This is a genomic window from Limnohabitans sp., from assembly GCF_034680285.1.
GTDB lineage: Bacteria > Pseudomonadota > Gammaproteobacteria > Burkholderiales > Burkholderiaceae_C > Limnohabitans_A.
In genome coordinates this window covers 36,584-61,498 of record NZ_JAXITC010000018.1, presented here as the reverse complement: position 1 = coordinate 61,498, position 24,915 = coordinate 36,584, and the positions used below count along the sequence as shown (strand labels likewise).

Genomic DNA, 24,915 nt, shown 5'->3' with positions numbered 1-24,915 from the left:
AACGCCCCATGAACCAAACGACCCCGCTGAACTGGGAAGAAAACGGCAAACAGCGCACCGCTTCTTGGCGTGCCGAACACACCCCCCCGAAGCGCGTGGTGCTGGCCGACGACACGCTCGCGGCCGACACGGCGTACCGACTGGCCTGCGAGGGCACCGGCTTGTTGTGGAAGGGTGATTTTCAGAACGCCCGCTTGCTTTTGCAGGCCATGGTGCGCAGGCTGGACAAACCTGCCAAACGCAAAACCCGCGGCAAAAACCAAGCCGACGCACCTGTCGACCCTGCCACGGGATTTCACGCGCACCGCCTGGCCCAGTCCCAGCGTTCCCGGGTTTTGAACTCGTTGTTGATCGAGTTGAAGGACGACTACAGCATTGCTTTGCGCCGTGCGCCCGATGTGAAGCAGGCCTGCAACGAAGCCTGGGGCCGAGGCGACGGACAAAACGGCGTGGTGCCCTTGCGCGTCTTGCAAGGTTTGATCGGGGCGCACGAATGGCGCAAAAACGGCGTGGAAGTGGCCGCCCTAGGCGGCACAGACCAACGCATTCACCCGCATTACGGGGTGTTCTCACCCGTGCGCGGCGAGTACGTGGATTTGGTGGCGAAGGCGCCTTTGCCCGCCGCCTTGCAAAGCACCTCCTTGGCGTTTGACATCGGCACTGGCACGGGTGTGCTGTCGGCGGTTTTGGCGCGGCGCGGTGTAGAACGCGTCGTGGCTACCGACATGTCGGACCGCGCTTTGTCTTGCGCCAAAGACAACCTGCAACGCCTGGAATTGACGGGCCAAGTCGAACTGCTCAAGACCGACGTGTTCCCGCCCGGGCAAGCGGCCTTGGTGGTGTGCAACCCGCCATGGTTGCCTGCACGCCCCACATCCTTGTTGGAGCAAGCGGTTTACGACGAAGGCAGCCAAATGCTCAAGGGCTTTTTGGCAGGCTTGGACAGCCACCTTTGCCCCGGAGGCGAAGGCTGGTTGATTTTGTCGGATTTGGCAGAACACCTTGGTTTGCGCACCCGCGCCGAATTGCAAGGCTGGATCGACGAAGCGGGCCTCAAGGTCTTGGGCCGCCTGGACACCCAACCCCGCCACCCCAAAGCCCAAGACGCCACCGACCCGCTGCACGCAGCGCGGTCGGCCGAAGTCACATCACTCTGGCGTCTGGGCGTGTAACGCCCCTGATTTGTTGGAGCCCCGCCCTCGGGGCGATGGGTTGTGGCCTGCGAAGGACTCATCGCGACGGGGACGTCGCTCCCACAAATGTAGGAGCCCCGCCCTCGGGGCGATTGCCCTGACTCTGTAGGAGCCCCGCCCTCGGGGCGAATGGGGGTTTTCTGCCCCCGGGGCGATAGCGATGGGCGCATCACAACCAGATCGCGTCCCAATGCGGATATTGACCCACTCGCTCGACCAAACCAGCTCGCACGGGGTTGGCGACCACATACCGTGCCAGCGCAGGCATATCTTCCTCTTTGCGAACCGCGTGGTCGTGAAAACCTTTTTGCCATAACGCCATGCCCAGCTGCCTTGCGCAGACTGATTTGACTCCCGCCATGCAACGAGACAAATCGGTGCTTGGGCCCAATTGCATGAGCCAGTGCAGATGGTCGGGCATGACCACAAATGCCAAGGTGTCGGCGTGCTGCAACTGCTGGGCTTGCTGCAGGCAGCGGATCAAACAACGCGCCGCTTGAAAGTCGGCAAAAAAAGGCTGTCGGTCCAGAATGACCGTGGTCAGCAGATAGATTTGCCCGGCTTGCGTGTGCCGTCCCACTCGCAAGCTGTGCGAGTGGGTTGTGTCCGCCATCTTCGCGCCTCCTTGCCAAAATTATCGCGGCGAGGGCGTCGCTACTACAAGTGGAAAAACTTCTTTGTTGGAGTCACGCCTTTTTGTGGGAGCCCCTCCCTCAGGGCGATGGTTGTGGTCTGCGAAGGACTCATCGCGACGGGGGCGTCGCTCCCACAGAGGGGAAATGACCCCACAGGGGTGGACTCTGTAGGAGCCCCGCCCCCCGGGGCGATGGGTTGTGGCCTGCGAACGCCTCATCGCGACGAGGGCGTCGCTCCCACAGAGGGGGAATGGCCCTACAGGGGTGGACCCTGTAGGAGCCCCGCCCCCGGGGCGATGGGTTGCGGTCTGCGAACGCCTCATCGCGACGGGGGCGTCGCTCCCACAGGGTTAGACCCGCGCCAGTACTGGCGCGAGGGCCTTCCCGGTGTGGGTGCCTAGGATCACCAGCGCCTCGGGCGTCATGGCGGCGACGATGCGGCCACCGGCGTTACCGCCTTCTGGTCCCAGGTCAATGACCCAGTCGGCTTCGGCGATCACGTCCAGGTCGTGCTCAATCACGATCACGCTGTGGCCAGCATTCACCAAGCGGTGCAGCACGCTGATGAGCTTGTCCACGTCGGCCATGTGCAGGCCCACCGTCGGCTCATCCAACACATACAACGTATGCGGGGCTTTGTTGCCGCGTTTGCCCACTTCGTCGCGTACTTTGGTCAGCTCGGTCACCAACTTGATGCGCTGGGCTTCGCCGCCGCTCAAGGTCGGTGAAGGCTGGCCCAAGGTCAGGTAGCCCAGGCCCACGTCTTTGAGCAGCTGCAGCGGGTGCGCGATGCTGGGCATGGTGGCAAAGAAATCCACGGCCTCGTCCACCTCCATCTGCAGTACATCGCCAATGCTTTTGCCGCGCCAAGTGACGGCCAAAGTTTCAGGGTTGAAGCGGGCACCGCGGCAGGTCTCGCAAGGCACTTTCACATCGGGCAAAAAGCTCATCTCGATGGTGCGCATGCCTTGGCCTTCACAGCTCGGGCAGCGGCCTTCGCCGGTGTTGAAGCTGAAGCGTCCGGCGGCATAGCCACGGGCTTTGGCCTCCAGCGTTTCGGCAAACAGTTTGCGGATGGTGTCCCAAAAACCGATGTAGGTGGCGGGGCACGAACGTGGTGTTTTGCCAATGGGCGTTTGGTCGACTTCGAGCACGCGGTCAATCGTCTCAAAACCTTGCACGTCGCTGCACGCGGTCAAGGCCACGCGCTGCCCCGCGTCTTGCGCGGTGCGCCCAGCAAATGTGGAACGCTGGCTGACCAGCGCCTGCACATTGGCCAGCAGCACATCGCGGGCCAGCGTGGACTTGCCCGAACCGCTGACACCGGTGACGGCCACCAGCCGTTTGAGCGGGACCTGCACATCGACTTGACGCAGGTTGTGCAGGTTGGCGCCCGTGAGCGTGAGCCATTGCATCGGCGACGCCAATGTATCGGCATGGGGTGATGGGCTGGGCGACGATTTTGGCGTACCCCCGCCATATGAGGAGTCCAGCCCATCGCCCCGTGCCGAGACCGACACCGATCTACGCAACTGCATCGGATGCTTCATCGCGTGCAACAAATAGCGACCGGTTTGAGAGTCGGCAGAAGCCGTGATGTCGGCCACCGAGCCTTGCGCCACCAAGCGGCCACCGCGTTTACCGGCACTCGGCCCGATGTCGATGATGTGGTCAGCGCGGCGGATCGTGTCTTCGTCGTGCTCCACCACCACCAGCGTGTTGCCTTTCTCGCCCAGCTTGTGCAGGGCGTTGAGCAAGATCTGGTTGTCACGCGCGTGCAAACCAATGGTCGGCTCGTCCAGCACATAGCACACGCCCTGCAAGTTGCTGCCGAGTTGCGCAGCCAAACGGATGCGCTGTGCCTCGCCCCCTGAAAGCGTGGGCGCACCCCGATCGAGCGTGAGGTAACCCAAGCCTACTTCTTCGAGGAATTCGAGACGACTCTTGATCTCGGGCACCAAGTCGCGGGCGATATCGGCGTCGCGACCGGTGAGCTGCAACTTGTCTACCCAATGGCGCACGTCGGTCACCGACAAACTGGCGATGTCGGTGATGCGCCAGCCCTGGCCAGGTGCTGAGCCCAAGCGCACGGCTCGCGCCGTGGCGTTCAGGCGGGTGCCTTCGCAGCTGGGGCAGGCCACGTTGGCCAAGTCTTCGATCTCGGGTTCGGCAAAGGTTTTCTCGCGGCCTTTGTCCTTGTCGTCTTGCACCGAGTCGTCAAACACTTTGCGCTCGTCCTTGCTGAGCTTGACGCCGGTGCCCACGCAGTCGGGGCACCAACCGTGTTTGCTGTTGTACGAGAACAAACGCGGATCGAGTTCGGCGTACGAGGTGTCGCAGGCCGGGCAAGCCCGCAATGTGGAGAACACGCGGTGTTGGCCAATGCGAGCGGTAGATTCGCCGCTGAACATGGCTTCGCGCAAGCCGTCCAGATCGCTCAGCACATGCACCACGCCTTTGCCGTGCTCCAGTGTTTTGGTCAAGGCTTGGCGCAGGGCGGTTTCGTTGGTAGGCAGCACATCGAGGCTGGCCACGGGCAGTTCAATGTTGTGCTCTTTGAATCGGTCGATGCGCGGAAAACCTTGTGTGGGCAAAAAGTCGCCATCGACGCGCAAGTGGGTGTAGCCACGCGGCCGCGCCCAGTCGGCCAACTCGGTGTACACGCCTTTGCGGTTGTTGACCAGCGGGGCCAACAAACCGATGTGCTGCCCACGGAACTGCGTCATCAGCTGCGCGATGATGCTGTCAGGCGTTTGGGGCTGCACGGGGGTGTTGTCGTGCACGCAATGCTGAATGCCCAGCTTCACATAAAGCAAGCGCAAGAAATGCCAGACCTCGGTGGTCGTGCCCACGGTGGATTTGCGGCCACCGCGCGACAGCCGCTGCTCAATGGCCACAGTAGGCGGGATGCCGTACACCGCATCCACCTCGGGGCGGCCTGCAGGCTGGACGATGCTTCGGGCGTAGGCGTTCAGGCTTTCCAAATAACGGCGCTGGCCTTCGTTGAACAGGATGTCAAACGCCAACGTGGATTTGCCAGACCCACTCACACCGGTGACCACGTTGAAGCTGCCACGCGGGATGTTGACGCTCAGGTTTTTGAGGTTGTGCTCTTTGGCGTTGACGATCTGGATGTTGTTGTTCAACACAGGAGCGCGCCGAGCAACCGGCGCCAGTGAATGAGCACCCACCCCGCCTCGAACGCTCGCCAGCGAGGCTGCGGTGTCAGAGGGTGACGATTTTGGCGTACCCCCGCCGTATGAGGAACCCGCTGACACCGCAGCCTCGCCCCCATAGGAACCCAAACGCTCAGCAACACCGAACACCTCCCCCATCGACTCGGCGTACTCACGCAACGCCAGCCCAGTGTGCGAAGTCGCATGTTGGCGCACATCTTCGGGCGTGCCCTCGGCCACGATCAAGCCCCCGGCATAACCGCCCTCTGGCCCCAGATCGATCAGCCAATCGCTGGCGCGGATCACGTCCAGGTTGTGTTCGATGACGATGAGCGAATGCCCCGCTTCAAGCAGCTTGCGCAAAGCCCGCATGAGCTTGGCGATGTCGTCAAAGTGCAAACCCGTGGTCGGCTCGTCAAACAAAAAGAGCGTACCTTTGCGGGCCAGGCTCTGACGGCTCTTGGAGGCGCTTTTGGCAGCCTCGGCCAAAAAGCCCGCGAGCTTGAGACGCTGCGCCTCACCGCCCGACAAGGTGGGCACAGGCTGGCCCAGCTTCACATACTCCAGGCCCACATCGACGATGGGCTGCAGGGCGCGGATCACGTCGCGATCTTGCGCGAACAAGGCGGCAGCTTCACTCACCGTGAGGTTCAAAACATCGGCCACGTTCAGGTGGCGCGGCTGCGCCTGGCCCAGGGCTTGGCGTTCGACGGTGATCTCCAGAATCTCGGGGCGGTAACGTTTGCCATCACAGTCGGGGCAGCGCAGATACACGTCGCTCAAAAACTGCATCTCGACATGCTCAAAGCCCGAACCGCCGCAAGTAGGGCAACGCCCATCGCCACCGTTGAAGCTGAACTTGCTAGCCGTGTAGCCACGTTGACGCGACAGCGGCGCAGTAGCAAATATCTCGCGGATCGCGTCCCACGCGCCCACATAACTCACGGGGTTGGAACGTGCGGTTTTGCCGATCGGCGACTGGTCCACAAACACCACATCGCTCAGGTGGTCGGCGCCCAGCAGGCGGTCGTGTGCGCCGGGGGTTTCGGTCGCTTTGCCAAAGTGGCGCATCAGCGCCGGTGCCAGCACGTCTTGAATCAAGCTCGACTTGCCCGAACCGCTCACGCCGGTGATGGTGACCAGGCGCTGCAGCGGAAAGTCCACGCTGATGTTTTGCAAGTTATGTTCGCGTGCGCCTTCCAAAATCAAACGCGGCGTGCTGTCGCTCACCATGCGCTTGAAGCCCAGGCCCACTTGTTTGCGCCCACCCAGATAAGCACCCGTGAGCGTGTCGGCGTTGCGCAGGTCGGCAGTACTGCCGTCAAACACAATTTGCCCGCCGCGCTCACCGGGACCCGGCCCCATGTCGATCATGCGGTCGGCGGCCATCATGACGGCCGGGTCGTGCTCGACCACGACCAGCGTGTTGCCCGCGTCACGCAGGCGGTGCATGGCCAAGGTGATGCGGTGCATGTCACGCGGGTGCAGGCCGATGCTGGGTTCGTCCAGCACGAACAAGGTGTTGACAAGGCTGGTGCCCAAGGCGGTGGTGAGGTTGATGCGCTGCACTTCGCCGCCGCTGAGCGTCCGGCTTTGTCGGTCGAGGGTGAGGTAACCAATGCCCACGTCACACAGGTATTTTAGGCGGGTGGTGATTTCTTCGAGGAGCAGTTGCAGTGCTTTTTGTTCGGCGCTTGGGCCTTGTCCTGGTTCTTCGGAGGTTCGGCCTGCACCCACCCCTACGGCTTCGGCCGGGGATGGGCTGGGCGACGATTTTGGCGTACCCCCGCCGTATGAGGAGCCCAGCCCATCCCCGGCCGGAGCCTCCTCTGCAGCCACAGACGCAAATCCCGAAGCCGACACCCGGTCAAAGAACAATCGCAACCGATCAAGCGGCATGATCATCATGTCGTGCAGGCTCAAACCCGGCAGCGCCTCCAACTGAGCACGGGTCCACTTCACGCCCGCAGGCATGAAACGTTTTTCTACGGGCAAGACCCCATCGGCATCCGAATGGCTGCCAATGCGCCAGAGCAAACTCTCGGTCTTCAATCGCGCCCCTTGGCACGTCGGGCACTCGGTGTAACTGCGGTACTTGGACAAGAGCACGCGGATGTGCATCTTGTAGGCCTTGCTCTCCAGGTACTCAAAAAAGCGCTTCACGCCATACCACTGGTGGTTCCAGCGGCCCTTCCACTCGGGTGAACCGTTGATCACCCAATCTTGCTGAGCTTGGGTCAGCCTGTCCCAGGCCGTGTCGCGCGGAATGCCTGCGGCCTCGGCGTGGCGCATCAAGTCGTCTTGGTTTTCTTGCCATGCGGGGGTTTGCAGCGTCTTGATGGCCCCGGCCCGCAGCGTGAGTTTGGGGTTGGGAATGACCAGGCCGTAGTCCACGCCGATCACCCGGCCAAAACCCCGGCAAGTCTCGCACGCGCCCACGGCGGAGTTGAACGAGAACATCGACGGGATCGGGTCGGTGTAACGCAAATCGCTGTCTGGGCAATGCAGGCCTGTCGAAAAGCGCCAGATGTCAAAGGCGGGCTCAGGGGCGGAAGCAGCGGAGAAATTGGGATCTGACCCCGATTTCTCCACATAGACATTCAGGCGGCCGCCGCGTTTCAAGGCCACTTCGATGGCTTCGACCACACGGGCTTTTTCGGCAGTGCCGATGCGAAAGCGGTCGGCGATCACGTCCAGCACTTTGCGGGGGCCGGTGAGGGTGGCCACTTCGCGTTCGGCCTGCACCTTGGTGAAGCCACTGGCCGACAACCATTGCTCGACCTGCTCGGCGCTGGTGTTGGCGGGCAACTCGACGGGAAAGGTCAGGTACAGGCGCGGATCGCCCGCTTGCGCGGCACGCTGGGCCAGTTCGGCGTAAATCGTGTCGGGGTTGTCGTGGCGCACCGGCTGCGCGGTGTCTTTGTCGAACAACTGGCCCAAACGGGCGAACAACAACTTGAGGTGGTCGTTCAGCTCGGTCATGGTGCCCACGGTGGAGCGTGAGCTGCGCACCGGGTTGGTCTGGTCAATCGCAATGGCCGGGGGCACGCCTTCGACCTTGTCCACGGCTGGTTTGTCCATGCGGTCCAGAAACTGTCGGGCGTAGGCGCTGAAGGTCTCTACATAGCGGCGCTGGCCTTCGGCGTAGAGGGTGTCGAACACCAGGCTCGACTTGCCTGAGCCGCTGGGCCCGGTGACCACGGTCAACTCACCCGTGCGGATGTCCAGATCGATGTTTTTGAGGTTGTGCTGACGGGCACCACGGATGCGGATGAGACCTTGGGACATGGACGGGCTTTATGGGGTGAAGGCCAAACATTCTAGGGCGCAGAACATGACAACATGCGCGGGCAAAAGAAAAGCCACGCACAGGCGTGGCTTTGATTTGAGGCGCTTGACCGGGGTCAAGCGCTCAGAGGGTCGATTACTTGGCAGCGCTGGCGTCAGAAGCCGGTGCAGCAGCGGGGGCTGCAGGTGCAGAAGCGTCTGCCTTGGCGGGCTCGACGTGCACGGCGTCTGCGCCATGCTTTTCGCCGCTCATGTCCAGGCTGTCACCGCCTTTGCTGATGACATACAAAGCCAAGCCAGCAAAGATCACGAATCCAACAACGAGTTTCCACATCATTCATCTCCAAAATAAAGAAGGCCCTCCACAGAGGGAAGGCCTTGAATTTAGCACCCGAGTCACCCCGGGTTGCTTACAAGAAAGATCAGTCGTCAGCGTAGATATCGACGTCTTTGGTTTCTTTGATGAACAAGCCACCAATCACGACGGTTGCACCGGCGATGATGATGGGGTACCACAAGCCGTTGTACATATTACCGGTCTGAGCCACGATCGCGAAGGCGGTGGTGGGCAGCAAACCACCGAACCAGCCGTTACCGATGTGGTAAGGCAAGGACATCGATGTGTAACGGATACGGGTGGGGAACATCTCAACCAGCATGGCGGCGATCGGGCCGTACACCATGGTCACCAACAGCACCAAGTAGGAGAGGATGATGATGACGGTGACTTTGTCGAACTTGGCCATGTCGGCTTTGACTGGGTAGTTCGCAGCCTTCAGAGCAGCGCCCAGGTTGGAAGCCAACAAAGTGGCACCAGCGGTCTTCTCGTTGCTCAGGTCTTTGACAGACTTGGTGGCAGCTTCGATGGCCTTGGCATCTTTGGGTTCAGCAGCGTTCAGAGCAGCCAGCTTTTCCTCGGCCTTGGCCTTGGCAGCGGCGACGTCTTCAGCCGAGTACTTCACGTTCACAACAGTCTCGCCCACCTTGATGATGGCAGGTGTGCCAGCAGGTGCAACTTCGTTGGAGTAGCTCACCGATGCGCCAGCCAAACGTTGCTTGGCGACGTCGCAAGAAGAAGTGAACTTCTTGGTGCCTGTGGGGTTGAACTGGAACGAGCACTCGGCTGGATCAGCAACAACCACCACTTGCGAAGCGGCTTGGGCAGCGTACAAGTCTGGGTTAGCAGCCTTGGTCAAGGCCTTGAACACGGGGAAGTAAGTCAAAGCGGCCAACAAGCAACCGGCCAAGATGATCGGCTTGCGACCAATCTTGTCAGACAGTGCGCCGAACACGATGAAGAAAGGTGTGCCGATGATCAAGGAGATTGCGACCATGATGTTGGCGGTGGCGCCGTCCACTTTCAACGCTTGTGTCAAGAAGAACAAAGCGTAGAACTGACCGGAGTACCAAACCACAGCTTGACCAGCAGTCAGACCGATCAGGGCCAAGATCACGATCTTCAGGTTTTTCCACTGGCCGAAAGACTCGGACAGAGGGGCCTTGGAGGTCTTGCCTTCGGCTTTCATTTTCACGAAAGCAGGCGATTCGTTCATGCTCAAACGGATGTAGACCGAGATGATCAACATGATGATCGAGACGATGAACGGCACGCGCCAGCCCCAGTCGGCGAAGGCTTCTTCACCGATGATGGTACGGGTGCCCAAAATCACCATCAAGGACAAGAACAAGCCCAAAGTGGCTGTGGTCTGGATCCAGGCGGTGTAAGCACCACGCTTGCCGTGAGGGGCGTGCTCGGCCACATAAGTAGCAGCACCACCGTACTCACCACCCAAAGCCAAACCTTGCAACAAGCGCAGGCAGATCAGGATGACGGGAGCGGCCACGCCAATGCTGGCGTAGTTAGGCAAGATGCCCACGATGAAGGTCGATGCACCCATGATCAGGATGGTGACCAAGAAGGTGTACTTGCGGCCAATCATGTCGCCCAAGCGGCCGAAGAAGATCGCGCCGAAAGGACGCACGATGAAACCAGCAGCAAACGCCAGCAAAGCGAAGATGAAAGCAGAGCCTTCGTCCAAGCCGCTGAAGAATTGCTTGGCAATGATCGCGGCCAACGAGCCGTACAGGTAAAAGTCATACCATTCAAAAACGGTACCCAGAGAAGAGGCAAAAATCACCTTCTTCTCTTCCGCCGACATCGGACGGGGTTCAGTTGTAGCCATAGAGCTGTCTCCAAAAAAGAGTCTCCGACACGGAAACTTGGCGCGATTCTTGGTGCTTGCACTTGCCCCTGTCTGACAAGCAACCAACAAACACTTACAAACCACGCGTTAACCCTTGGTATTCATTTCACATTGCAGAAAATGGACGGAGACCGAGGGTAATCCCCCGGAATCATTTATTGCCGAACCCCCACCTCATGGCGGCTGAATGCGGGCAAGCCTGCGTTTTGCCCCCATTCCATCGGTGGCCTGATCCTTTACAGTTCACCGTCATCGCCCAGAACCACGCAGCCCACACCCAACGACCCATGAACGAAAACACTTTTGACTACATCATTGTTGGCGGCGGCACCGCTGGATGCCTGCTGGCCAACCGCCTGAGTGCCGATGCCAGCAAGCGCGTGCTGTTGATCGAGGCGGGTAAAAAAGACGACTACCACTGGATCCACATTCCGGTGGGTTACCTTTATTGCATTGGCAACCCACGCACGGATTGGATGTACCAAACCGAACCCACCGATGGCCTGAACGGGCGCAGCTTGCGCTACCCGCGTGGCAAGGTGTTGGGCGGTTGCTCCAGCATCAACGGCATGATTTACATGCGCGGCCAGTCGCGCGATTACGACCAATGGGCGCAGATCACCGGCAACGACGCGTGGCGCTGGGACCAGGCCCTGCCGTACTTCAAGCTGCACGAAGACCATTACAACGGCGCCAACGAGTTTCACGGGGCCAAAGGCGCTAAGTCAGGGTTGCTGGCCCCCACCGATTTGCCCAAGGGCGGCTACCTGCACACCTTGCGTGGGCGCAACACGGGCGGCGAATGGCGCATCGAAAAACAGCGCCTGCGTTGGGACGTGCTGGATGCGTTTTCTCAAGCCGCACAGCAGGCGGGCATCCCGGCCACCGACGACTTCAACCGGGGCAACAACGAAGGCGTGGCTTACTTTGATGTGAACCAACGCAGCGGTTGGCGCTGGAACACGGCCAAAGCGTTTTTACGCCCCACCTGTTACGCCCGCGCCAACTTTGAGCTGTGGAACAAAGCGCAGGTTTCCAAACTGATCATTGAAACCCAAGCCAACGGCGAAAAGCGTTGCACGGGCGCACAGGTTTGGACGGGGCTGGAGATGGTCGAAGTCAAAGCCACACAAGAGCTGATTTTGAGCGCGGGCAGCATTGGCTCGACGCAGATTTTGCAACTCTCCGGCATTGGCCCTGCGGCCTTGCTGCAAGGTGTTGGCGTCGAAGTGAAGCATGACTTGCCCGGCGTGGGCGCCAACCTGCAAGACCATTTGCAAATCCGCTCGGTATACAAAGTCAAAGGGGCCAAAACCCTCAACACCTTGGCCAACAGCCTGTGGGGCAAGGCCATGATTGGCATGGAATACGCCTTCAAACGCTCAGGCCCCATGAGCATGGCCCCCAGCCAGTTGGGCGCCTTCACCAAGAGCGATCCATCGCAGGCGCACGCCAACCTGGAGTACCACGTTCAGCCACTGAGCTTGGATGCTTTTGGCGAGCCGCTGCACAGCTTCCCAGCCATCACGGCCAGTGTGTGCAACCTCAACCCAAGCAGCCGAGGAACGGTGAACATCACCAGCCCCCGCTTTGAAGATGCACCGGCCATTGCCCCCAATTACCTGGCCACAGCCGAAGACCGCAAGGTAGCCGCCGACAGCCTGCGTGTGACGCGCCGCATCATGTCGCAAGACGCGATGAAATCCTTCCAGCCTGAAGAGTTCAAGCCTGGTGTGCAATACCAAACCGACGAAGAACTGGCCAAGCTGGCGGGGGACATCGCCAGCACCATCTTCCACCCGGTGGGCACCACCCGCATGGGGCGCGACGACGACCCGATGGCGGTTGTGAATGGCCGTTTGCAGGTGCGAGGCATCGCGGGCTTGCGCGTGGTCGATGCAGGCGTCATGCCCACCATCACCAGCGGCAACACCAACAGCCCCACGCTCATGATTGCGGAAAAAGCGGCGCAGTGGATCGCCGAGGATGCCGCACAACGCATCGGTGCATGACATGCCAGACCGACTTCGTTATCGCAAACGGGTGTTGACTGCGGTGCTTTTGGGTATCTGGGTCTGCGTGAATTTTGTGCTGCCATTTTTTGCACGCGACTTGTCATTCAAGGTCGGCGGGTGGCCGCTTCACTTCTGGCTCAGCGCACAAGGTTCGCTGCTGGTCTTTTTGGCGATTGTGGTGGTGTACGCTTGGCTGGTGAACCGCTGGGAAGCGGAGGTCTCAGCCACAGATCCCGATAACCCGAAAGCGCCTTAAATCGCGCATCAGCTGGAGCGCTTGATCCCGACTGCACACCGATCAGGGGCTTGCCAATCTGGCCCGTCAAACCACGCATCGCCTTTCAAATAAGCCCGCAGAATGGGCAATGCGTCTTGACCCCAAAACACTTTGTCATCCACCACGAAACTGGGCACGCCAAACACGCCTGCGCCAATCGCTTCTTGGCTGTGTGTTTGCAAGGCTTTTTTCACCTGGTCGCCATCGGGCGGCAAAACAGGTGACAGCTCCGCATGCAAGCGGGCCAGTCGTTCGGGGTCTGCCGCATCAAGGCCCGTGCACCACACATGCCTGAAGATTTTTTCGCACACAAACCGGTTGGGCTGACCTTCGGCGTCGCACGCACTGGCCAAGCGCAGCAAACCCAGCGGGTTGAACGGGTGTGAGGCGGGCAACTGCAAATCGGTGCCCTGTTGCTTGGCCAACCACAAGACTTGGCGATAAGTCCAGTCCCGTTTGCTGGGCATCTCTGCAGGACCCAATTGGCCATGGTGCTTGAGCAAGGCCGCAAACAACAAGGGTTTGTGCACCACCCGATAGCTGATGCCCTCAAGCGCCTTTGGCAAAGCATCAAAGGCCAACCAAGCGTAGGGCGATATGAAGTCCAAGTAAAAGTGGATGGTTTTCATGGTGAAAGTGCGCAGGCTTCAGCGTTTGGATTTTTCAAGCTCTCGGCGATTTTTCAAGCGCTCGGGAATCTGGACCCACACTTCGTGCTGTTCTTGCACCGTGGCTCGGCTCCAACCGCCAATTTCAGGCAGGGTCCGCAAACAACCCTCACACCAAGCGGCACTGGGGTGCATCAAACACAGCGACATGCAAGGGGATGGCACCGAATTCGGCTCAGGTGGTGAGGGCCTGGCCAGATACGCCTCGGCACGCTCGGCCAATTTGTCCCAGTAATAGTCGTTCATGGGGTCTCACTCGGGAATTGGGGCTGTGTTTGCGCCACGTCAGCTACAGGCGCGCTGGTCAACCGTTTCAGGTCTTCAGGTTCCAATTGGAACACGGCATGAGGATGTCCAGCAGCCGCCCAAACCACCTCAAAACGCCACAGGTCTTGGTCCAACAAGGTGACCGATGGGTTCAGGTGCGCCACGGGCGAAACGCCACCAATGGCAAAACCGGTTTGCGCCTTCACAAAATCAGCGTCTGCGCGCCCGACTTTACCCACCAGGGCAGAGACCTTCTTTTCGTCCACACGTCGGTCGCCCGAGGTGACCACCAACACGGCCACGCCGTCTTCCTTGCGTTTGAAGATCACGCTCTTGGCGATCTGTCCCAGCAGCACACCCAGACCGTCTGCGGCCTCTTGTGCGGTACGGGCTGCGCCATCGAGCATGAGCGGTGAGTGCGTGTGGTTGGCAGCCTGCAAAAAACTGGCCACACGCTGGACGCCATCAGGCAGAGCATGGAGTTCAGCGCCACACATCACTCAACCCGCACGCTTGTTGAGGATGGCCTTGGCCACATTGGAGTTGGGTTTACGGCCCAAAAAGTCACTGATGAAGGCGCCAGCATCGACCAGTTTGTCCAGGTCAATGCCCGTGGCAATGCCCATGCCGTGCAGCATGTAGACCACGTCTTCAGTGGCCACATTGCCCGTCGCGCCTTTGGCATAGGGGCAGCCACCCAAACCTGCAACGGAAGACTGGAAATTCCACACGCCCATTTGCAACGCCGCCAGCGTATTGGCCAGCGCCTGACCATAGGTGTCGTGAAAGTGGCCGCAGATGTGGTCGATGTCGAAATGTTGCAACGTGGCTTCAATGGCCTTTTGCACCTTGCGCGGTGTGCCCGTGCCGATGGTGTCGGCCACGTCCACACGCTGCACGCCGATCTGCTTCATCAAACCCGCCAAGTGGGCCACGCTGGCAGGTGAGACTTCACCCTCATAAGGGCAGCCCACGGTGCAGCTCATGGCTCCACGCACTGCAATACCCGCAGCCAAGGCCGCTTGCACCACGGGTGCAAAGCGCTCCATGCTTTCTTCGATCGAGCAGTTGATGTTCTTTTGGCTGAAGGCCTGACTGGCGGCACCAAAGACCACGATTTCGTCGGGGCGCGACGCGATGGAGGCCTGGTATCCCACCATATTGGGCGTGAGCACCGAATAGCGCACGCCAGCTTGCCGCTGAATGCCCGCCATCACTTCCGCGTTGTCGGCCATCTGCGGCACCCACTTGGGGCTGACGAAGCTGGTGACCTCGATCTCGGTCAAGCCAGCAGCCTGAAGGCGATGGACCAATTCGATTTTGACGGCGGCAGGCACCGGCTGCTTTTCGTTTTGCAAACCGTCACGGGGGCCGACGTCGATGAGTTGAACGCGTGAAGGCAGTGACATATATATAGACTTTCAATAACCACGCTGTGGATCGACGACGCCATTGATCGACGCCCCGCGCTGCAAAGCCTGCATTTTGCCGACGATTTGGGCAATGCTTTCTTCGCGCAAGGTACGTGCCGAAGTGTGCGGCGTGACGGTGATTTTCGGGTGTTGCCAGAACGGGTGCCCAGCGGGCAGCGGCTCGGTGCGGAACACGTCGAGTGTGGCACCTGCGAGGTGGCCCTGGTCGATGAGGGTGATCAAGTCATCTTCGACCAAGTGCTTGCCACGGGCCACGTTGATCACATAGCCGCCTTGTTGCAGCTGCGAGAGCGTGTCTTTGTTCAGGATGTTTTCGGTCTCGGTCGTGAGCGGCATCAGGTTGACCAGCACGCGTGTGGACTGCAGGAAATCTGGCAAGCTCTGCGTCCCGCTGAAGCAGCGAACACCAGGCAGGTCTTTGGGGCTGCGGCTGTAGCCGTTGACGGAGAATTCAAAGACCTGCAGCGCCTTGGCCACCCGCTCGCCCAATACACCCAAGCCCATCACACCGACGGCTAAGTCTGCGCGATTGCGTGGCTTGCGGTAAGACCATTTGCCCGCTTGCGTGTCAGCATCGTAGCCATCGAACTCGCGGAAGTGCCGAATGACTGCATGGCACACGTATTCAGCCATTTGCACGGACATGCCGGCATCGTCGAGACGTACCACCTTGAGGCTCGGCGGCAGTTTCAGCTGAAGCAAGGCATCCACACCTGCGCCGATGTTGAAAAGCGTTTGCAAACCAAGCTGCTCATCGATGAACTGCTGGGGCGGGGCCCAGACGATGGCGTGGTCTGCGGGGGGTGCGCCGGGTGCCCAGGCGGACACCGAGGCCTCTGGGAAGGCTTGTTGCAGGCCCTGTACCCAAGGGGCTGGGTCGAGCTTGTCGAAGCAAATGGTGATGTTCATGGTCCGATTTTGTCAGCCCAACTTGAGTAACTCTGCCCCGTCGGCGACTTGATCGCCCGGGGCGTAGAGCAACTCGGCCACCACGCCGTCTTTGGGCGCACTGATGGTGTGCTCCATCTTCATGGCTTCCATCACCGCCAAGGCCTGCCCGGCTTTGACCTTGTCACCCGCCTTGACGGCAAACGACACCACCTTGCCGGGCATGGGGGCCGTGAGGCGTCCGCCTTCTTGCGCCGCTTCGCCAGCGTGCGCCAATGGGTCGAGCACGTTGATGCGGGTCGCGCCTTGGGGCGTAAAGATGTGCGCGGTTTCGCCTTGCCAGTCGAGATGGCTGAAGCAGCGGGCGGTACCGCCCCACTGCACCCACAGGCCTGCGCCGTCGTCGCTAAATGTCAATACGCCAGAAACAGCATTTTCGCCTTCGAGCGACAGGCTCAAAGCGCCGTCGTGCAGGTAGTTCAGACGGGCCGAGCGCGGCTGGTCTTGCCAGACAAATTCAAAGCGGCGCTGCGCCAAGCCGTGCGACTGCCAGCCATCGCGGCGGCTGAAGGGGTCTGGGCCCTGCAGGGCTTTCTCGGCGTGCAGGGTATGCGCCACCACGGCGGCCACAGAGGCAGGCAAGCCCACGGTTTCTTGTTTGAACAGCACAGCGGCTTCGCGCTGGATCAGTGCGGTGTCGAGCTTGGCGGTGGCAAAGGCTTCGCTGCGCACCACATGGCGCAAGAACTGCACATTGGTGTTCAGGCCCACGATGTGGGTTTGCGCCAAAGCGGTGTCCAGCCGGGCCAGCGCTTGCTCGCGGGTGTCGCCATGCACGATGAGCTTGGCGACCATGGAGTCGTAAAACGGGCTGATGGTGTCGCCCTCGCGCACGCCATCGTCAATGCGCACCGTGCTTCTTTCAAAGTTACTGGCTTGCGGCTTGCGATACACCTGCAAGGTGCCCGTGGCGGGCAAAAAGTTGTTGTCGGGGTTCTCGGCGCAGATGCGCGCCTCGATGGCATGGCCCTGGATGCGCAACTGGTCCTGCCGCAAAGGCAGAGGCTCGCCTGAGGCCACGCGCAACTGCCATTCGACCAGATCAAGGCCAGTGATGGCCTCGGTCACCGGGTGCTCCACCTGTAGGCGGGTGTTCATCTCCATGAAGAAGAACTTCATGGACTCGGGCTGATCGTACGCCGTTTGCTCGACGATGAATTCCACCGTGCCCGCACCCACATAGTTCACCGCCTTGGCTGCGGCCACAGCAGCCGCACCCATTTGCGCACGCAGGGCCTCGGTCATGCCAGGAGCCGGGGCTTCTTCCAGGACTTTTTGGTGGCGGCGCTGCACCGAGCAGTCACGCTCGAACAAATACACGCAGTTGCCTTGTGTGTCGCCAAAGACCTGGATTTCGATGTGGCGCGGGCGCTGCACGTACTTTTCGATCAGGACAGCATCGCTGCCAAAGCTGTTGATGGCTTCGCGCTTGCAAGAGGCCAGGGCAGCGGCAAAGTCTTCAGACGTCTCGACCACGCGCATGCCTTTGCCGCCACCGCCTGCACTGGCTTTGATGAGCGCGGGGTAGCCGATGCGGTCGGCCTCACGCTGCAGCAGCGCCGGGTCTTGGTCAGCCCCGTGGTAACCGGGTACCAGGGGCACACCAGCCGACTCCATCAAGCGCTTGGACTCTGCCTTGAGGCCCATCGCCAAAATGGCCGAGGCAGGCGGGCCGATGAACACCAAGCCAGCGGCGGCACAAGCTTTTGCAAAGTCTTCGTTCTCGCTCAAAAAACCATAACCGGGGTGCACCGCTTCGGCCCCTGTGTCTTTGGCGGCTTGCAAAATGCGTTCCCAGCGCAGGTAGCTGTCTTTGGGTGCTGAGCCGCCCACATGCACCGCTTCGTCGCAGGCTTGCACATGCTTGGCCCCAGCATCGGCATCTGAATAAACGGCCACAGTCTGGATGCCCATTCGGCGGGCGGTGGCCGCCACGCGGCAGGCAATTTCGCCACGGTTGGCGATCAGAATTTTTTTGAACATGTTTTTTCCTCAAACCAACCAGTTGGGTTTTCTTTTTTGCAAAAAGGACTGCACGCCCTCTTTGCCTTCGGCGCTGGCGCGGATGTCGGCAATGCCCGACACCGTTTGCGCCACCAGCGCGTCGTTGATGTCGCGTTCGGCCACGTCCTGCACCAGCTTTTTGCAGGCACGCACGGCGTTGGGGCTGGCGCTCACCAAGGCCTGCGTCAACTCGGCCACTTTGGCGTCCAGCGCATCGGCGCTCACCACCTCGTGCACCAGACCGATGCGGTGCGCCTCGGCGGCAGCAAAGCGTTCGGCGGTCAAAAAGTAACGGTGCGCCGCACGCGCCCCCATGGCGCGGATCACATAGGGGCTGATGGTCGCTGGGATCAGGCCGAGCTTGACCTCGCTCAGGCAATAGTTCGCCGTGTCCACACTCACCGCCATGTCACACGCCGCCACCAAGCCCATGCCACCGGCGTACACATCGCCCTGAACACGGGCAATGGTCGGCTGGGGGCATTCATAAATTGCACGCAGCATGGCTGCCAACTCACCCGCATCGGCCAGGTTTTCTTGCCGGGTGTAGTCGGCCATGCGGCGCATCCAGTTCAGGTCTGCGCCAGCGCAAAAAGCAGGCCCCTCGGCGGCCAAGACCACACAGCGCACTGCGCTGGCTTGGGCCACCTCCAGGAAAGCGTTTTTCAGCTCGGCAATGACTTCGTCGTTGAAGGCATTGCGCACATCGGGGCGCGACAGCGAGATGGTGTGCACGCCGCCTTGGGTCGCAATTTTCAGTGCTGTTGTCATGCTTTGGGCGCCTGTTCTGCCAAAAGGAAATAAACCATGTCGAGTTCTGGGCAAGGCTGGCCCATGGCCGTCAGTGCCGCCGTGATCTGGCCACGGTGGTGGGTGGCGTGGTTGAACACATGCGCCAAGGTGGCTGCAAACGGCAAGGACAGGGGTTCGCCCTTGCTGGTCCGGTAGTCCAGTTGGCCGTCAAAACGCTCGGCAGTCCAGCTGGCGATCAGGGGTGTCCAGTTGGCCGATCCGCCCTTGAGCGCCTGCGCCAGGCGCTCTCGGTGGGGTTCAACCTCGGTGTTCAGCGCCAGCACGGGGGATGCGCCTTTGGCAAAACGCGGATACCACAGCAGGTGCTCGGCCACCAGCATGTGGTTCAGCGTGCCGTGGATGCTCTTGAAGAACAAGCCCACGTCGCGTTGGTAGTCTTCGGCGGAAACGCGCCAGACCGCTTCGAGCAGGCGGTGGGTGGCCCATACATGGTAGCGGGCCATGCCACCGAAGTGGCGGTGCCAAATGGAGGCGTTGTTCGGTGTGTCCATGTGTCCAGCCCTCTCAAAGTGTATGAATGAAAAAGTCATCCCCATCACATGCGGAAAAGGCCAAATTTCGTCTCGGGTATTGGGGCGTTCAGCGATGCACTCAAACCCAACGCCAGAACACGGCGCGTGTCGGCCGGGTCGATGATGCCGTCGTCCCAGATGCGGGCGGTGGCGTAGTAAGGGTGCCCCTGGTCCTCGTATTGCTGCTTGATCGGGGCCTTGAAGGCTTCTTCTTCTTCCATGCTCCACTGGCCGCCCTTGCCCTCGATGCCATCGCGCTTGACGGTCGCCAAGACGCTGGCCGCCTGCTCGCCACCCATGACGGAGATGCGGGCGTTGGGCCACATCCACAAGAAGCGGGGGCTGTAAGCTCGGCCGCACATGCCGTAGTTGCCCGCGCCAAAGCTGCCGCCAATGATGATGGTGAATTTGGGCACTGCAGCCGTGGCCACGGCCGTGACCATCTTGGCGCCGTTGCGGGCGATGCCTTCATTTTCGTATTTGCGGCCCACCATGAAGCCGGTGATGTTTTGCAAGAAGACCAGCGGAATCTTGCGCTGGCAGCACAGCTCGATGAAGTGCGCACCTTTGAGCGCCGACTCACTGAACAAGATGCCGTTGTTTGCGATGATGCCCACGGGCATGCCTTCGATGCGGGCGAAGCCGCAGATCAAGGTGGTGCCAAAGCGCGATTTGAATTCGTCGAACTCCGAGCCGTCGACGATGCGGGCGATGATTTCGCGCACGTCAAAAGGCTTGCGCGTGTCCGTAGGGATCACGCCATACAGCTCTTGCGCGTCGAACTTCGGGGGCACGGGCGTGTGTGTGGCGATGTTGGGGGCCTTTTGCGCATTCAGGTTTTTCACGGCCTGACGCGCCAGCGCCAGCGCATGCACGTCGTTTTGCGCAAGGTGGTCGGCCACGCCCGACAGGCGCGTGTGCACATCACCACCGCCCAAATCTTCGGCACTCACCACCTCGCCCGTGGCGGCCTTGACCAGCGGCGGGCCGCCCAAAAAGATGGTGCCCTGGTTCTTGACGATGATGGTTTCGTCGCTCATGGCGGGCACATAGGCGCCGCCCGCCGTGCAAGAGCCCATGACCACTGCGATCTGTGCAATGCCCAGTGCGCTCATGTTGGCCTGGTTGAAGAAGATGCGGCCAAAGTGGTCGCGGTCGGGGAAGACCTCGTCTTGGTTGGGCAAGTTCGCACCACCCGAGTCCACCAGATAAATACAAGGCAGGTGGTTTTGCTGCGCGATCTCTTGTGCGCGCAAATGCTTTTTCACCGTCATGGGGTAGTAGGTGCCGCCCTTCACCGTGGCGTCGTTGCACACGATCATGCAGTCCACCCCGCTCACGCGGCCAATGCCCACGATCACGCCCGAGCTGGGTGCGTCGTTGTTGTACATGTTCAAAGCTGCCAGCGGCGCGACTTCGAGAAAGGGCGTACCGGGGTCGAGCAGCATCTGCACGCGGTCGCGCGGCAGCAGCTTGCCCCGGGCGGTGTGCTTGGCGCGGGGGGCCTCGCCACCGCCTTGGGCCACACGCTCGAGGTGGGCACGCAGGTCATCGACCAGGCCACGCATGGCGGCAGCGTTGTGCTGAAAATCGGCGGAACGCGGGTTCAATTGGGAATGCAAAACGGTCATGGTGCTTCCTAGGGGGTGGCGCCAGCGGGCCAAACCCGGGCGCATAGAACGTTTAATGCTGGCCAGCTTAATGCCTGCAGCAGCATTTGAGCGTGTCAAATGGGTTGCAAATCGTGCCACAATTTGCACCACCATGAAAGACGCCGCCAGTACCCTCCCCAGCTCTGGCCATTCATTGGCAAATCGCCCTGGCATCTCCTTGCGATCTGAGACACCCATGGCATTCGTTCGCGCCATTGCCAACGCTTTCACCCTCCGTGACTTGGACCCCCTACCCGCTCTGCAAGCGGCACAAATTGCGCCAGACCTCTTGAACCAGACCGATGCGCGCATCACTGCCTTGCAAATGGAATGGCTTTCGGCCACCGCCATGCGTGAGTTGGACGACGAGGCCCTGGGCTGGTTCAGCCGTCGCCTGCCTTGGGGCAGCTACGGGATGCTGGTGCGCGCATCCCTGACAGCACCCACACTGGGCGTGGCGCTGGCCCGCTGGTGCCGCCACCACGGCCTATTGACCGACGATGTCCACCTGCAGGTTAGCGAGACACAAGGCGTGGCCAGCCTGCAGTTGACTGAGCGACGCGACTTGGGCGCTTTGCAGGAGTTTGCCGTGGTGTCCGTGCTGCGCAATGCTTTGGGCGTGGCCTGCTGGCTGACGGATTCGCGCATTCCTTTGCTGCAAACCACGCTGCGCTTTGACCCGCCGCCCCATGCCGACAGTTACCGCGTGTTGTTTGACGGACCCACCCAGTTCAAAGCGCCCGCACACAGTCTGCAGTTTGATGCGGGTTACCTGAGCCTGCCGGTGCGCCGAGACGAAGCCGCCCTGCAACGCATGCTGCAACGCGCCCTGCTGCTCACCGTGCGACCCTACCGGCGCGACCGCATGTTGGTGGAAAAAGTGCGGCAGACCCTGGCTCAACACCCCGAACACAGCCGCAACGCCGAAGACTTGGCGGCCTGGCTCAACCTGTCGGCCCGCACCCTGCACCGACAACTCAAAGAAGAAGGCGCCAGCCTGCAGCAGCTCAAAGACGAGGTGCGCCGAGACCTGGCCACCGACTTGCTGCTGCGCACGCAGCGCCCCATCAAACAAATCGCCGGCGAAGTGGGGTTTCAGAACGAGAAGAGCTTCATGCGGGCGTTCAAGGCGTGGACGGGGCAAACGCCCGAAGAGTTCAGGATGGCCAAGGCCCCTTGAGAGGCACCAGCCTATGCCAGACTCAAGCCAACCGCAGCTCATGCATACCGGTGAACACCCGCTGAGCGCCTGCCTGCAAGAGCGGCGCATGGTCTGCCGGCGGCGCGGCATAGGCCCACACGGTGGCACCTGCAGCAACGCCTGCCGTGATGCCCACCGTGGTGTCTTCCACCACCAAGCAACGCGCCGGGTCGATCTGCAAATGGGCGGCAGCGGCCAAGTACACATCGGGGTGCGGCTTGCTGCGCGGCATTTCATGGCCACTGAAAATGCGGCCTTCAAAAAAGTCGATCAGGCCCACTTGCTTGAGCATCATCTCGATCTTGAAACGGTCTGCCCCTGAGGCCACGGCAATGCGGCCTTTGCAGTGGTCGTGCAGATGCGCCACGGCCTCGTGCACACCTTCGATGGCGGTGATGCTCTGCGTCAAGCGCTCGTTGCGCTGGGCATAAAACTGTTCCAGCCACACATCGGTAAGCGGCTGACCGGTGTGCGCCTCAATCGTGTCGCGCTGGCTTTTGACGGTGTGGCCCACGAAGCGCTGCATGCACTCGGCCAGCGTCATGCGCCAACCTTGTTCTTCAAACAGGTCGCGCAGCACGCCGCAGGTGATGGCTTCGCTGTCGACCAGCACGCCGTCGCAGTCAAACAAAATGGCTTCAAAGTTCATGGACTGGATCATAAAGGCTGCGCTTGAAGGCACACTCAGGACACTGACTTATGGAATTACCCATGAAACCCCTGCTTCGCATCCACCACGCGGCCATCATCTGTTCGGACTACGCGCGCTCCAAAGTTTTTTACACCGAGGTGCTTGGCCTCAAGGTACTGGCCGAAAACTTCCGAGAAGCACGCGACTCTTGGAAGCTGGACTTGGCACTGCCCGATGGCGGTCAAGTCGAATTATTTTCCTTCAAGGGCGCACCAGCTCGCCTGAGTTACCCTGAAGCACAAGGCTTGCGGCATCTGGCCTTTGCGGTGGTCGATGTGCAAGCTTGGGCCAACCACCTGACAGTCCAAGGCATTACCGTCGAGGACATGCGGACCGACGAGTACACCGGACAGCGATTTATCTTCTTTGCTGATCCAGATGGGTTACCGCTGGAGTTGTACGAGGTGCCCGATCAAAGCACATCGCCGTCCACATAAAACCAGAGTCCGTCTTCGCGCACAAAGCGACTGCGTTCGTGCTGGCGAACCGCTTTGCCGCCCACCCGAAAGCGCGCCACAAATTCGACCTCGGCGGTGTCAGCGCCCGTGACGCGGTGCTGCTTGATTTCCAAGCCCAACCACTTGCCACCCGTCTCGAGCGTCAACTCGGCAGGTCGCTGGGTGCTGTGCCAAGTGGCCAACAGATAAGACACATCGCCTTGCACAAAAGCGCTGTAACGCGAACGCATGAGGCGTTCGGCGTCGGGTGCAGGCTGACCTGCATGGTAGGGACCACAGCAGGCGACCAGACTTAAGGGAAGAGCTTTGTCTGTGGTTCGACCACAGGGACACACCGTCATCACAAGGCGCGCTGGATGATGATTTTTTGTACGTCGCTGGTGCCTTCGTAGATCTGGCACACGCGCACATCGCGGTAGATGCGCTCGACTGGGAAGTCACTCACATAGCCGTAGCCACCCAGGGTCTGGATGGCGGCCGAGCAGACTTTCTCGGCCACTTCGCTGGCGAACAGCTTAGCCATGGCGGCCTCTTTCAGGCAAGGGCGACCCGCGTCGCGCAAGCTGGCCGCGTGCCAGATTAACTGGCGCGCCGCTTCGAGTTGGGTGGCGCAGTCGGCCAAACGGAAACCCACGGCCTGGTGGTTGAAGATGGCGGTGCCAAAGCTCTCACGCTGCTTGGCGTAGTCGATGGCCACATCGAGCGCGCTGCGGGCCATGCCCAGACTTTGCGCGGCGATGCCAATGCGCCCCCCCTCCAAAGACGACAGGGCAATTTTGTAGCCCTCGCCCTCTTGGCCGATCAGGTTTTCGGCGGGGACGCGGCAATTGTCAAAGTTGATCTGCGCGGTGTCGCTGCTGTGCTGGCCCAGTTTGTCTTCGAGGCGCGCGACCGTGTAGCCGAGCGTGCGGGTGGGCACAATGAAGGCGCTCAAGCCTTTCTTGCCTGCGCCCTTGTCGGTCACAGCGATCACGATGGCCACATCACCGTTTTGGCCGCTGGTGATGAACTGCTTGACGCCATTGATGACGTAGTCGTTGCCGTCTTTCACAGCGGTGGTGCGCAAAGCCGATGCGTCCGAGCCCACATGGGGCTCGGTCAGGCAGAACGCGCCGAGCATCTGACCCTGGGCCAGGGGCGTGAGCCACTGCGCTTTTTGCGCGGCGTTGCCGTACATCATCAAGATGGCGTTGACCGGGCAGTTGGTCACGCTGATGACGGTGCTGGTGCCGCCGTCACCGGCCGCGATTTCTTCGAGCACCAGCGCCAGCGTCACATAGTCCAGGCCCGCGCCGCCCAGTTCTTCGGGCACACAAATGCCATACGCACCCAATTCGGCCAGGCCCTTGTGCACGTCTTTGGGAAAGTGGTGTTTTTTGTCCCACTCCGCGGCATGAGGCCAGAGTTCGCGTTGTGCAAAGTCGCGCACGGCTTCACGGATCATTTCCTGGTCGGGGGTCAGCAGCATGTCTGTCTTTCT

Annotated in this window: 21 protein-coding genes; 5 read left to right on the top strand and 16 right to left on the bottom strand. The window is 60.9% G+C overall.

The window, feature by feature from the left end; all coding sequences use genetic code 11:
* The first annotated feature begins 8 nt into the window (after positions 1-8).
* Positions 9-1,172 (top strand): class I SAM-dependent methyltransferase, encoded by a 1,164-nt coding sequence (locus tag SWE17_RS14135; RefSeq protein ID WP_322993717.1) that lies wholly within the window; start codon positions 9-11, stop codon positions 1,170-1,172.
* A 190-nt stretch (positions 1,173-1,362) separates the two neighbouring features.
* On the opposite strand, the gene SWE17_RS14130 is transcribed toward SWE17_RS14135, so the two are convergent.
* The 4 genes from SWE17_RS14130 to SWE17_RS14115 form a co-directional block, all read right to left on the bottom strand.
* Positions 1,363-1,806, bottom strand: coding sequence for an REP-associated tyrosine transposase (locus SWE17_RS14130; protein ID WP_322993716.1), 444 nt, complete (start codon positions 1,804-1,806; stop codon positions 1,363-1,365).
* A gap of 372 nt (positions 1,807-2,178) precedes the next feature.
* Positions 2,179-8,292 (bottom strand): excinuclease ABC subunit A, encoded by a 6,114-nt coding sequence (locus SWE17_RS14125; RefSeq protein WP_322993715.1) that lies wholly within the window; start codon positions 8,290-8,292, stop codon positions 2,179-2,181.
* Positions 8,293-8,428: 136 nt separating this feature from the next.
* The gene (locus tag SWE17_RS14120) at positions 8,429-8,626 is read right to left on the bottom strand and encodes a hypothetical protein (RefSeq protein WP_322993714.1); all 198 of its coding nucleotides are present in this window, start codon (positions 8,624-8,626) and stop codon (positions 8,429-8,431) included.
* An 88-nt stretch (positions 8,627-8,714) separates the two neighbouring features.
* On the bottom strand, positions 8,715-10,475 hold the full coding sequence (locus SWE17_RS14115; RefSeq protein WP_322993713.1) for an MFS transporter: 1,761 nt from the start codon (positions 10,473-10,475) through the stop codon (positions 8,715-8,717).
* Between the two features lie 308 nt (positions 10,476-10,783).
* On the opposite strand from SWE17_RS14115, the gene SWE17_RS14110 reads away from it, so the two are divergent.
* The gene (locus SWE17_RS14110; RefSeq protein WP_322993712.1) at positions 10,784-12,508 is read left to right on the top strand and encodes a GMC family oxidoreductase; all 1,725 of its coding nucleotides are present in this window, start codon (positions 10,784-10,786) and stop codon (positions 12,506-12,508) included.
* Between the two features lies 1 nt (position 12,509).
* A complete protein-coding gene (locus tag SWE17_RS14105; RefSeq protein ID WP_322993711.1) occupies positions 12,510-12,767 on the top strand; it encodes a sodium/substrate symporter small subunit in 258 nt (85 codons plus the stop codon).
* Between the two features lie 8 nt (positions 12,768-12,775).
* Here SWE17_RS14105 and SWE17_RS14100 read toward each other — a convergent pair whose 3' ends face one another.
* Genes SWE17_RS14100 through SWE17_RS14060 form a run of 9 tightly spaced genes read right to left on the bottom strand, consistent with a single transcriptional unit; the run spans position 12,776 to position 21,064 of the window.
* Positions 12,776-13,417: a 2-hydroxychromene-2-carboxylate isomerase gene (locus SWE17_RS14100; RefSeq protein ID WP_322993710.1), complete on the bottom strand. Its 642-nt coding sequence runs from the start codon at positions 13,415-13,417 to the stop codon at positions 12,776-12,778.
* Between the two features lie 18 nt (positions 13,418-13,435).
* Positions 13,436-13,702, bottom strand: a complete 267-nt coding sequence (locus tag SWE17_RS14095) for a DUF1289 domain-containing protein (RefSeq protein WP_322993709.1) — start codon at positions 13,700-13,702, stop codon at positions 13,436-13,438.
* A complete protein-coding gene (locus SWE17_RS14090; protein WP_322993708.1) occupies positions 13,699-14,220 on the bottom strand; it encodes a YbaK/EbsC family protein in 522 nt (173 codons plus the stop codon). Before SWE17_RS14090 ends, SWE17_RS14095 begins: the two co-directional genes overlap by 4 nt.
* A gap of 3 nt (positions 14,221-14,223) precedes the next feature.
* Positions 14,224-15,132 carry a hydroxymethylglutaryl-CoA lyase gene (locus tag SWE17_RS14085; RefSeq protein WP_322993707.1) on the bottom strand — a complete coding sequence of 303 codons (909 nt, stop codon included), beginning with the start codon at positions 15,130-15,132 and terminating at the stop codon, positions 14,224-14,226.
* 12 nt (positions 15,133-15,144) lie between these two features.
* Positions 15,145-16,065: a glyoxylate/hydroxypyruvate reductase A gene (locus SWE17_RS14080; RefSeq protein ID WP_322993706.1), complete on the bottom strand. Its 921-nt coding sequence runs from the start codon at positions 16,063-16,065 to the stop codon at positions 15,145-15,147.
* Positions 16,066-16,077: 12 nt separating this feature from the next.
* Positions 16,078-18,087, bottom strand: coding sequence for an acetyl/propionyl/methylcrotonyl-CoA carboxylase subunit alpha (locus SWE17_RS14075; RefSeq protein WP_322993705.1), 2,010 nt, complete (start codon positions 18,085-18,087; stop codon positions 16,078-16,080).
* Between the two features lie 9 nt (positions 18,088-18,096).
* The gene (locus tag SWE17_RS14070) at positions 18,097-18,879 is read right to left on the bottom strand and encodes an enoyl-CoA hydratase/isomerase family protein (protein ID WP_322993704.1); all 783 of its coding nucleotides are present in this window, start codon (positions 18,877-18,879) and stop codon (positions 18,097-18,099) included.
* Entirely contained in the window at positions 18,876-19,412 is a 537-nt protein-coding gene (locus SWE17_RS14065) for a DinB family protein (RefSeq protein WP_322993703.1), read from the bottom strand. Before SWE17_RS14065 ends, SWE17_RS14070 begins: the two co-directional genes overlap by 4 nt.
* A 44-nt stretch (positions 19,413-19,456) precedes the next feature.
* Positions 19,457-21,064, bottom strand: a complete 1,608-nt coding sequence (locus SWE17_RS14060) for a carboxyl transferase domain-containing protein (protein ID WP_322993702.1) — start codon at positions 21,062-21,064, stop codon at positions 19,457-19,459.
* A gap of 217 nt (positions 21,065-21,281) precedes the next feature.
* Here SWE17_RS14060 and SWE17_RS14055 point away from each other — a divergent pair, with 217 nt between their 5' ends.
* Positions 21,282-22,265, top strand: coding sequence for an AraC family transcriptional regulator (locus SWE17_RS14055; RefSeq protein ID WP_322993701.1), 984 nt, complete (start codon positions 21,282-21,284; stop codon positions 22,263-22,265).
* A 22-nt stretch (positions 22,266-22,287) separates the two neighbouring features.
* On the opposite strand, the gene SWE17_RS14050 is transcribed toward SWE17_RS14055, so the two are convergent.
* Positions 22,288-22,935, bottom strand: coding sequence for an HAD family phosphatase (locus SWE17_RS14050; RefSeq protein ID WP_322993700.1), 648 nt, complete (start codon positions 22,933-22,935; stop codon positions 22,288-22,290).
* Between the two features lie 62 nt (positions 22,936-22,997).
* On the opposite strand from SWE17_RS14050, the gene SWE17_RS14045 reads away from it, so the two are divergent.
* The gene (locus tag SWE17_RS14045; RefSeq protein ID WP_322993699.1) at positions 22,998-23,414 is read left to right on the top strand and encodes a VOC family protein; all 417 of its coding nucleotides are present in this window, start codon (positions 22,998-23,000) and stop codon (positions 23,412-23,414) included.
* On the opposite strand, the gene SWE17_RS14040 is transcribed toward SWE17_RS14045, so the two are convergent.
* Together SWE17_RS14040 and SWE17_RS14035 are read right to left on the bottom strand one after the other, a co-directional pair.
* On the bottom strand, positions 23,390-23,776 hold the full coding sequence (locus SWE17_RS14040; RefSeq protein ID WP_322993698.1) for a YchJ family protein: 387 nt from the start codon (positions 23,774-23,776) through the stop codon (positions 23,390-23,392). The genes SWE17_RS14045 and SWE17_RS14040 overlap by 25 nt on opposite strands.
* Positions 23,776-24,903 (bottom strand): acyl-CoA dehydrogenase family protein, encoded by a 1,128-nt coding sequence (locus tag SWE17_RS14035; protein ID WP_322993697.1) that lies wholly within the window; start codon positions 24,901-24,903, stop codon positions 23,776-23,778. Before SWE17_RS14035 ends, SWE17_RS14040 begins: the two co-directional genes overlap by 1 nt.
* Positions 24,904-24,915: the final 12 nt, after the last annotated feature.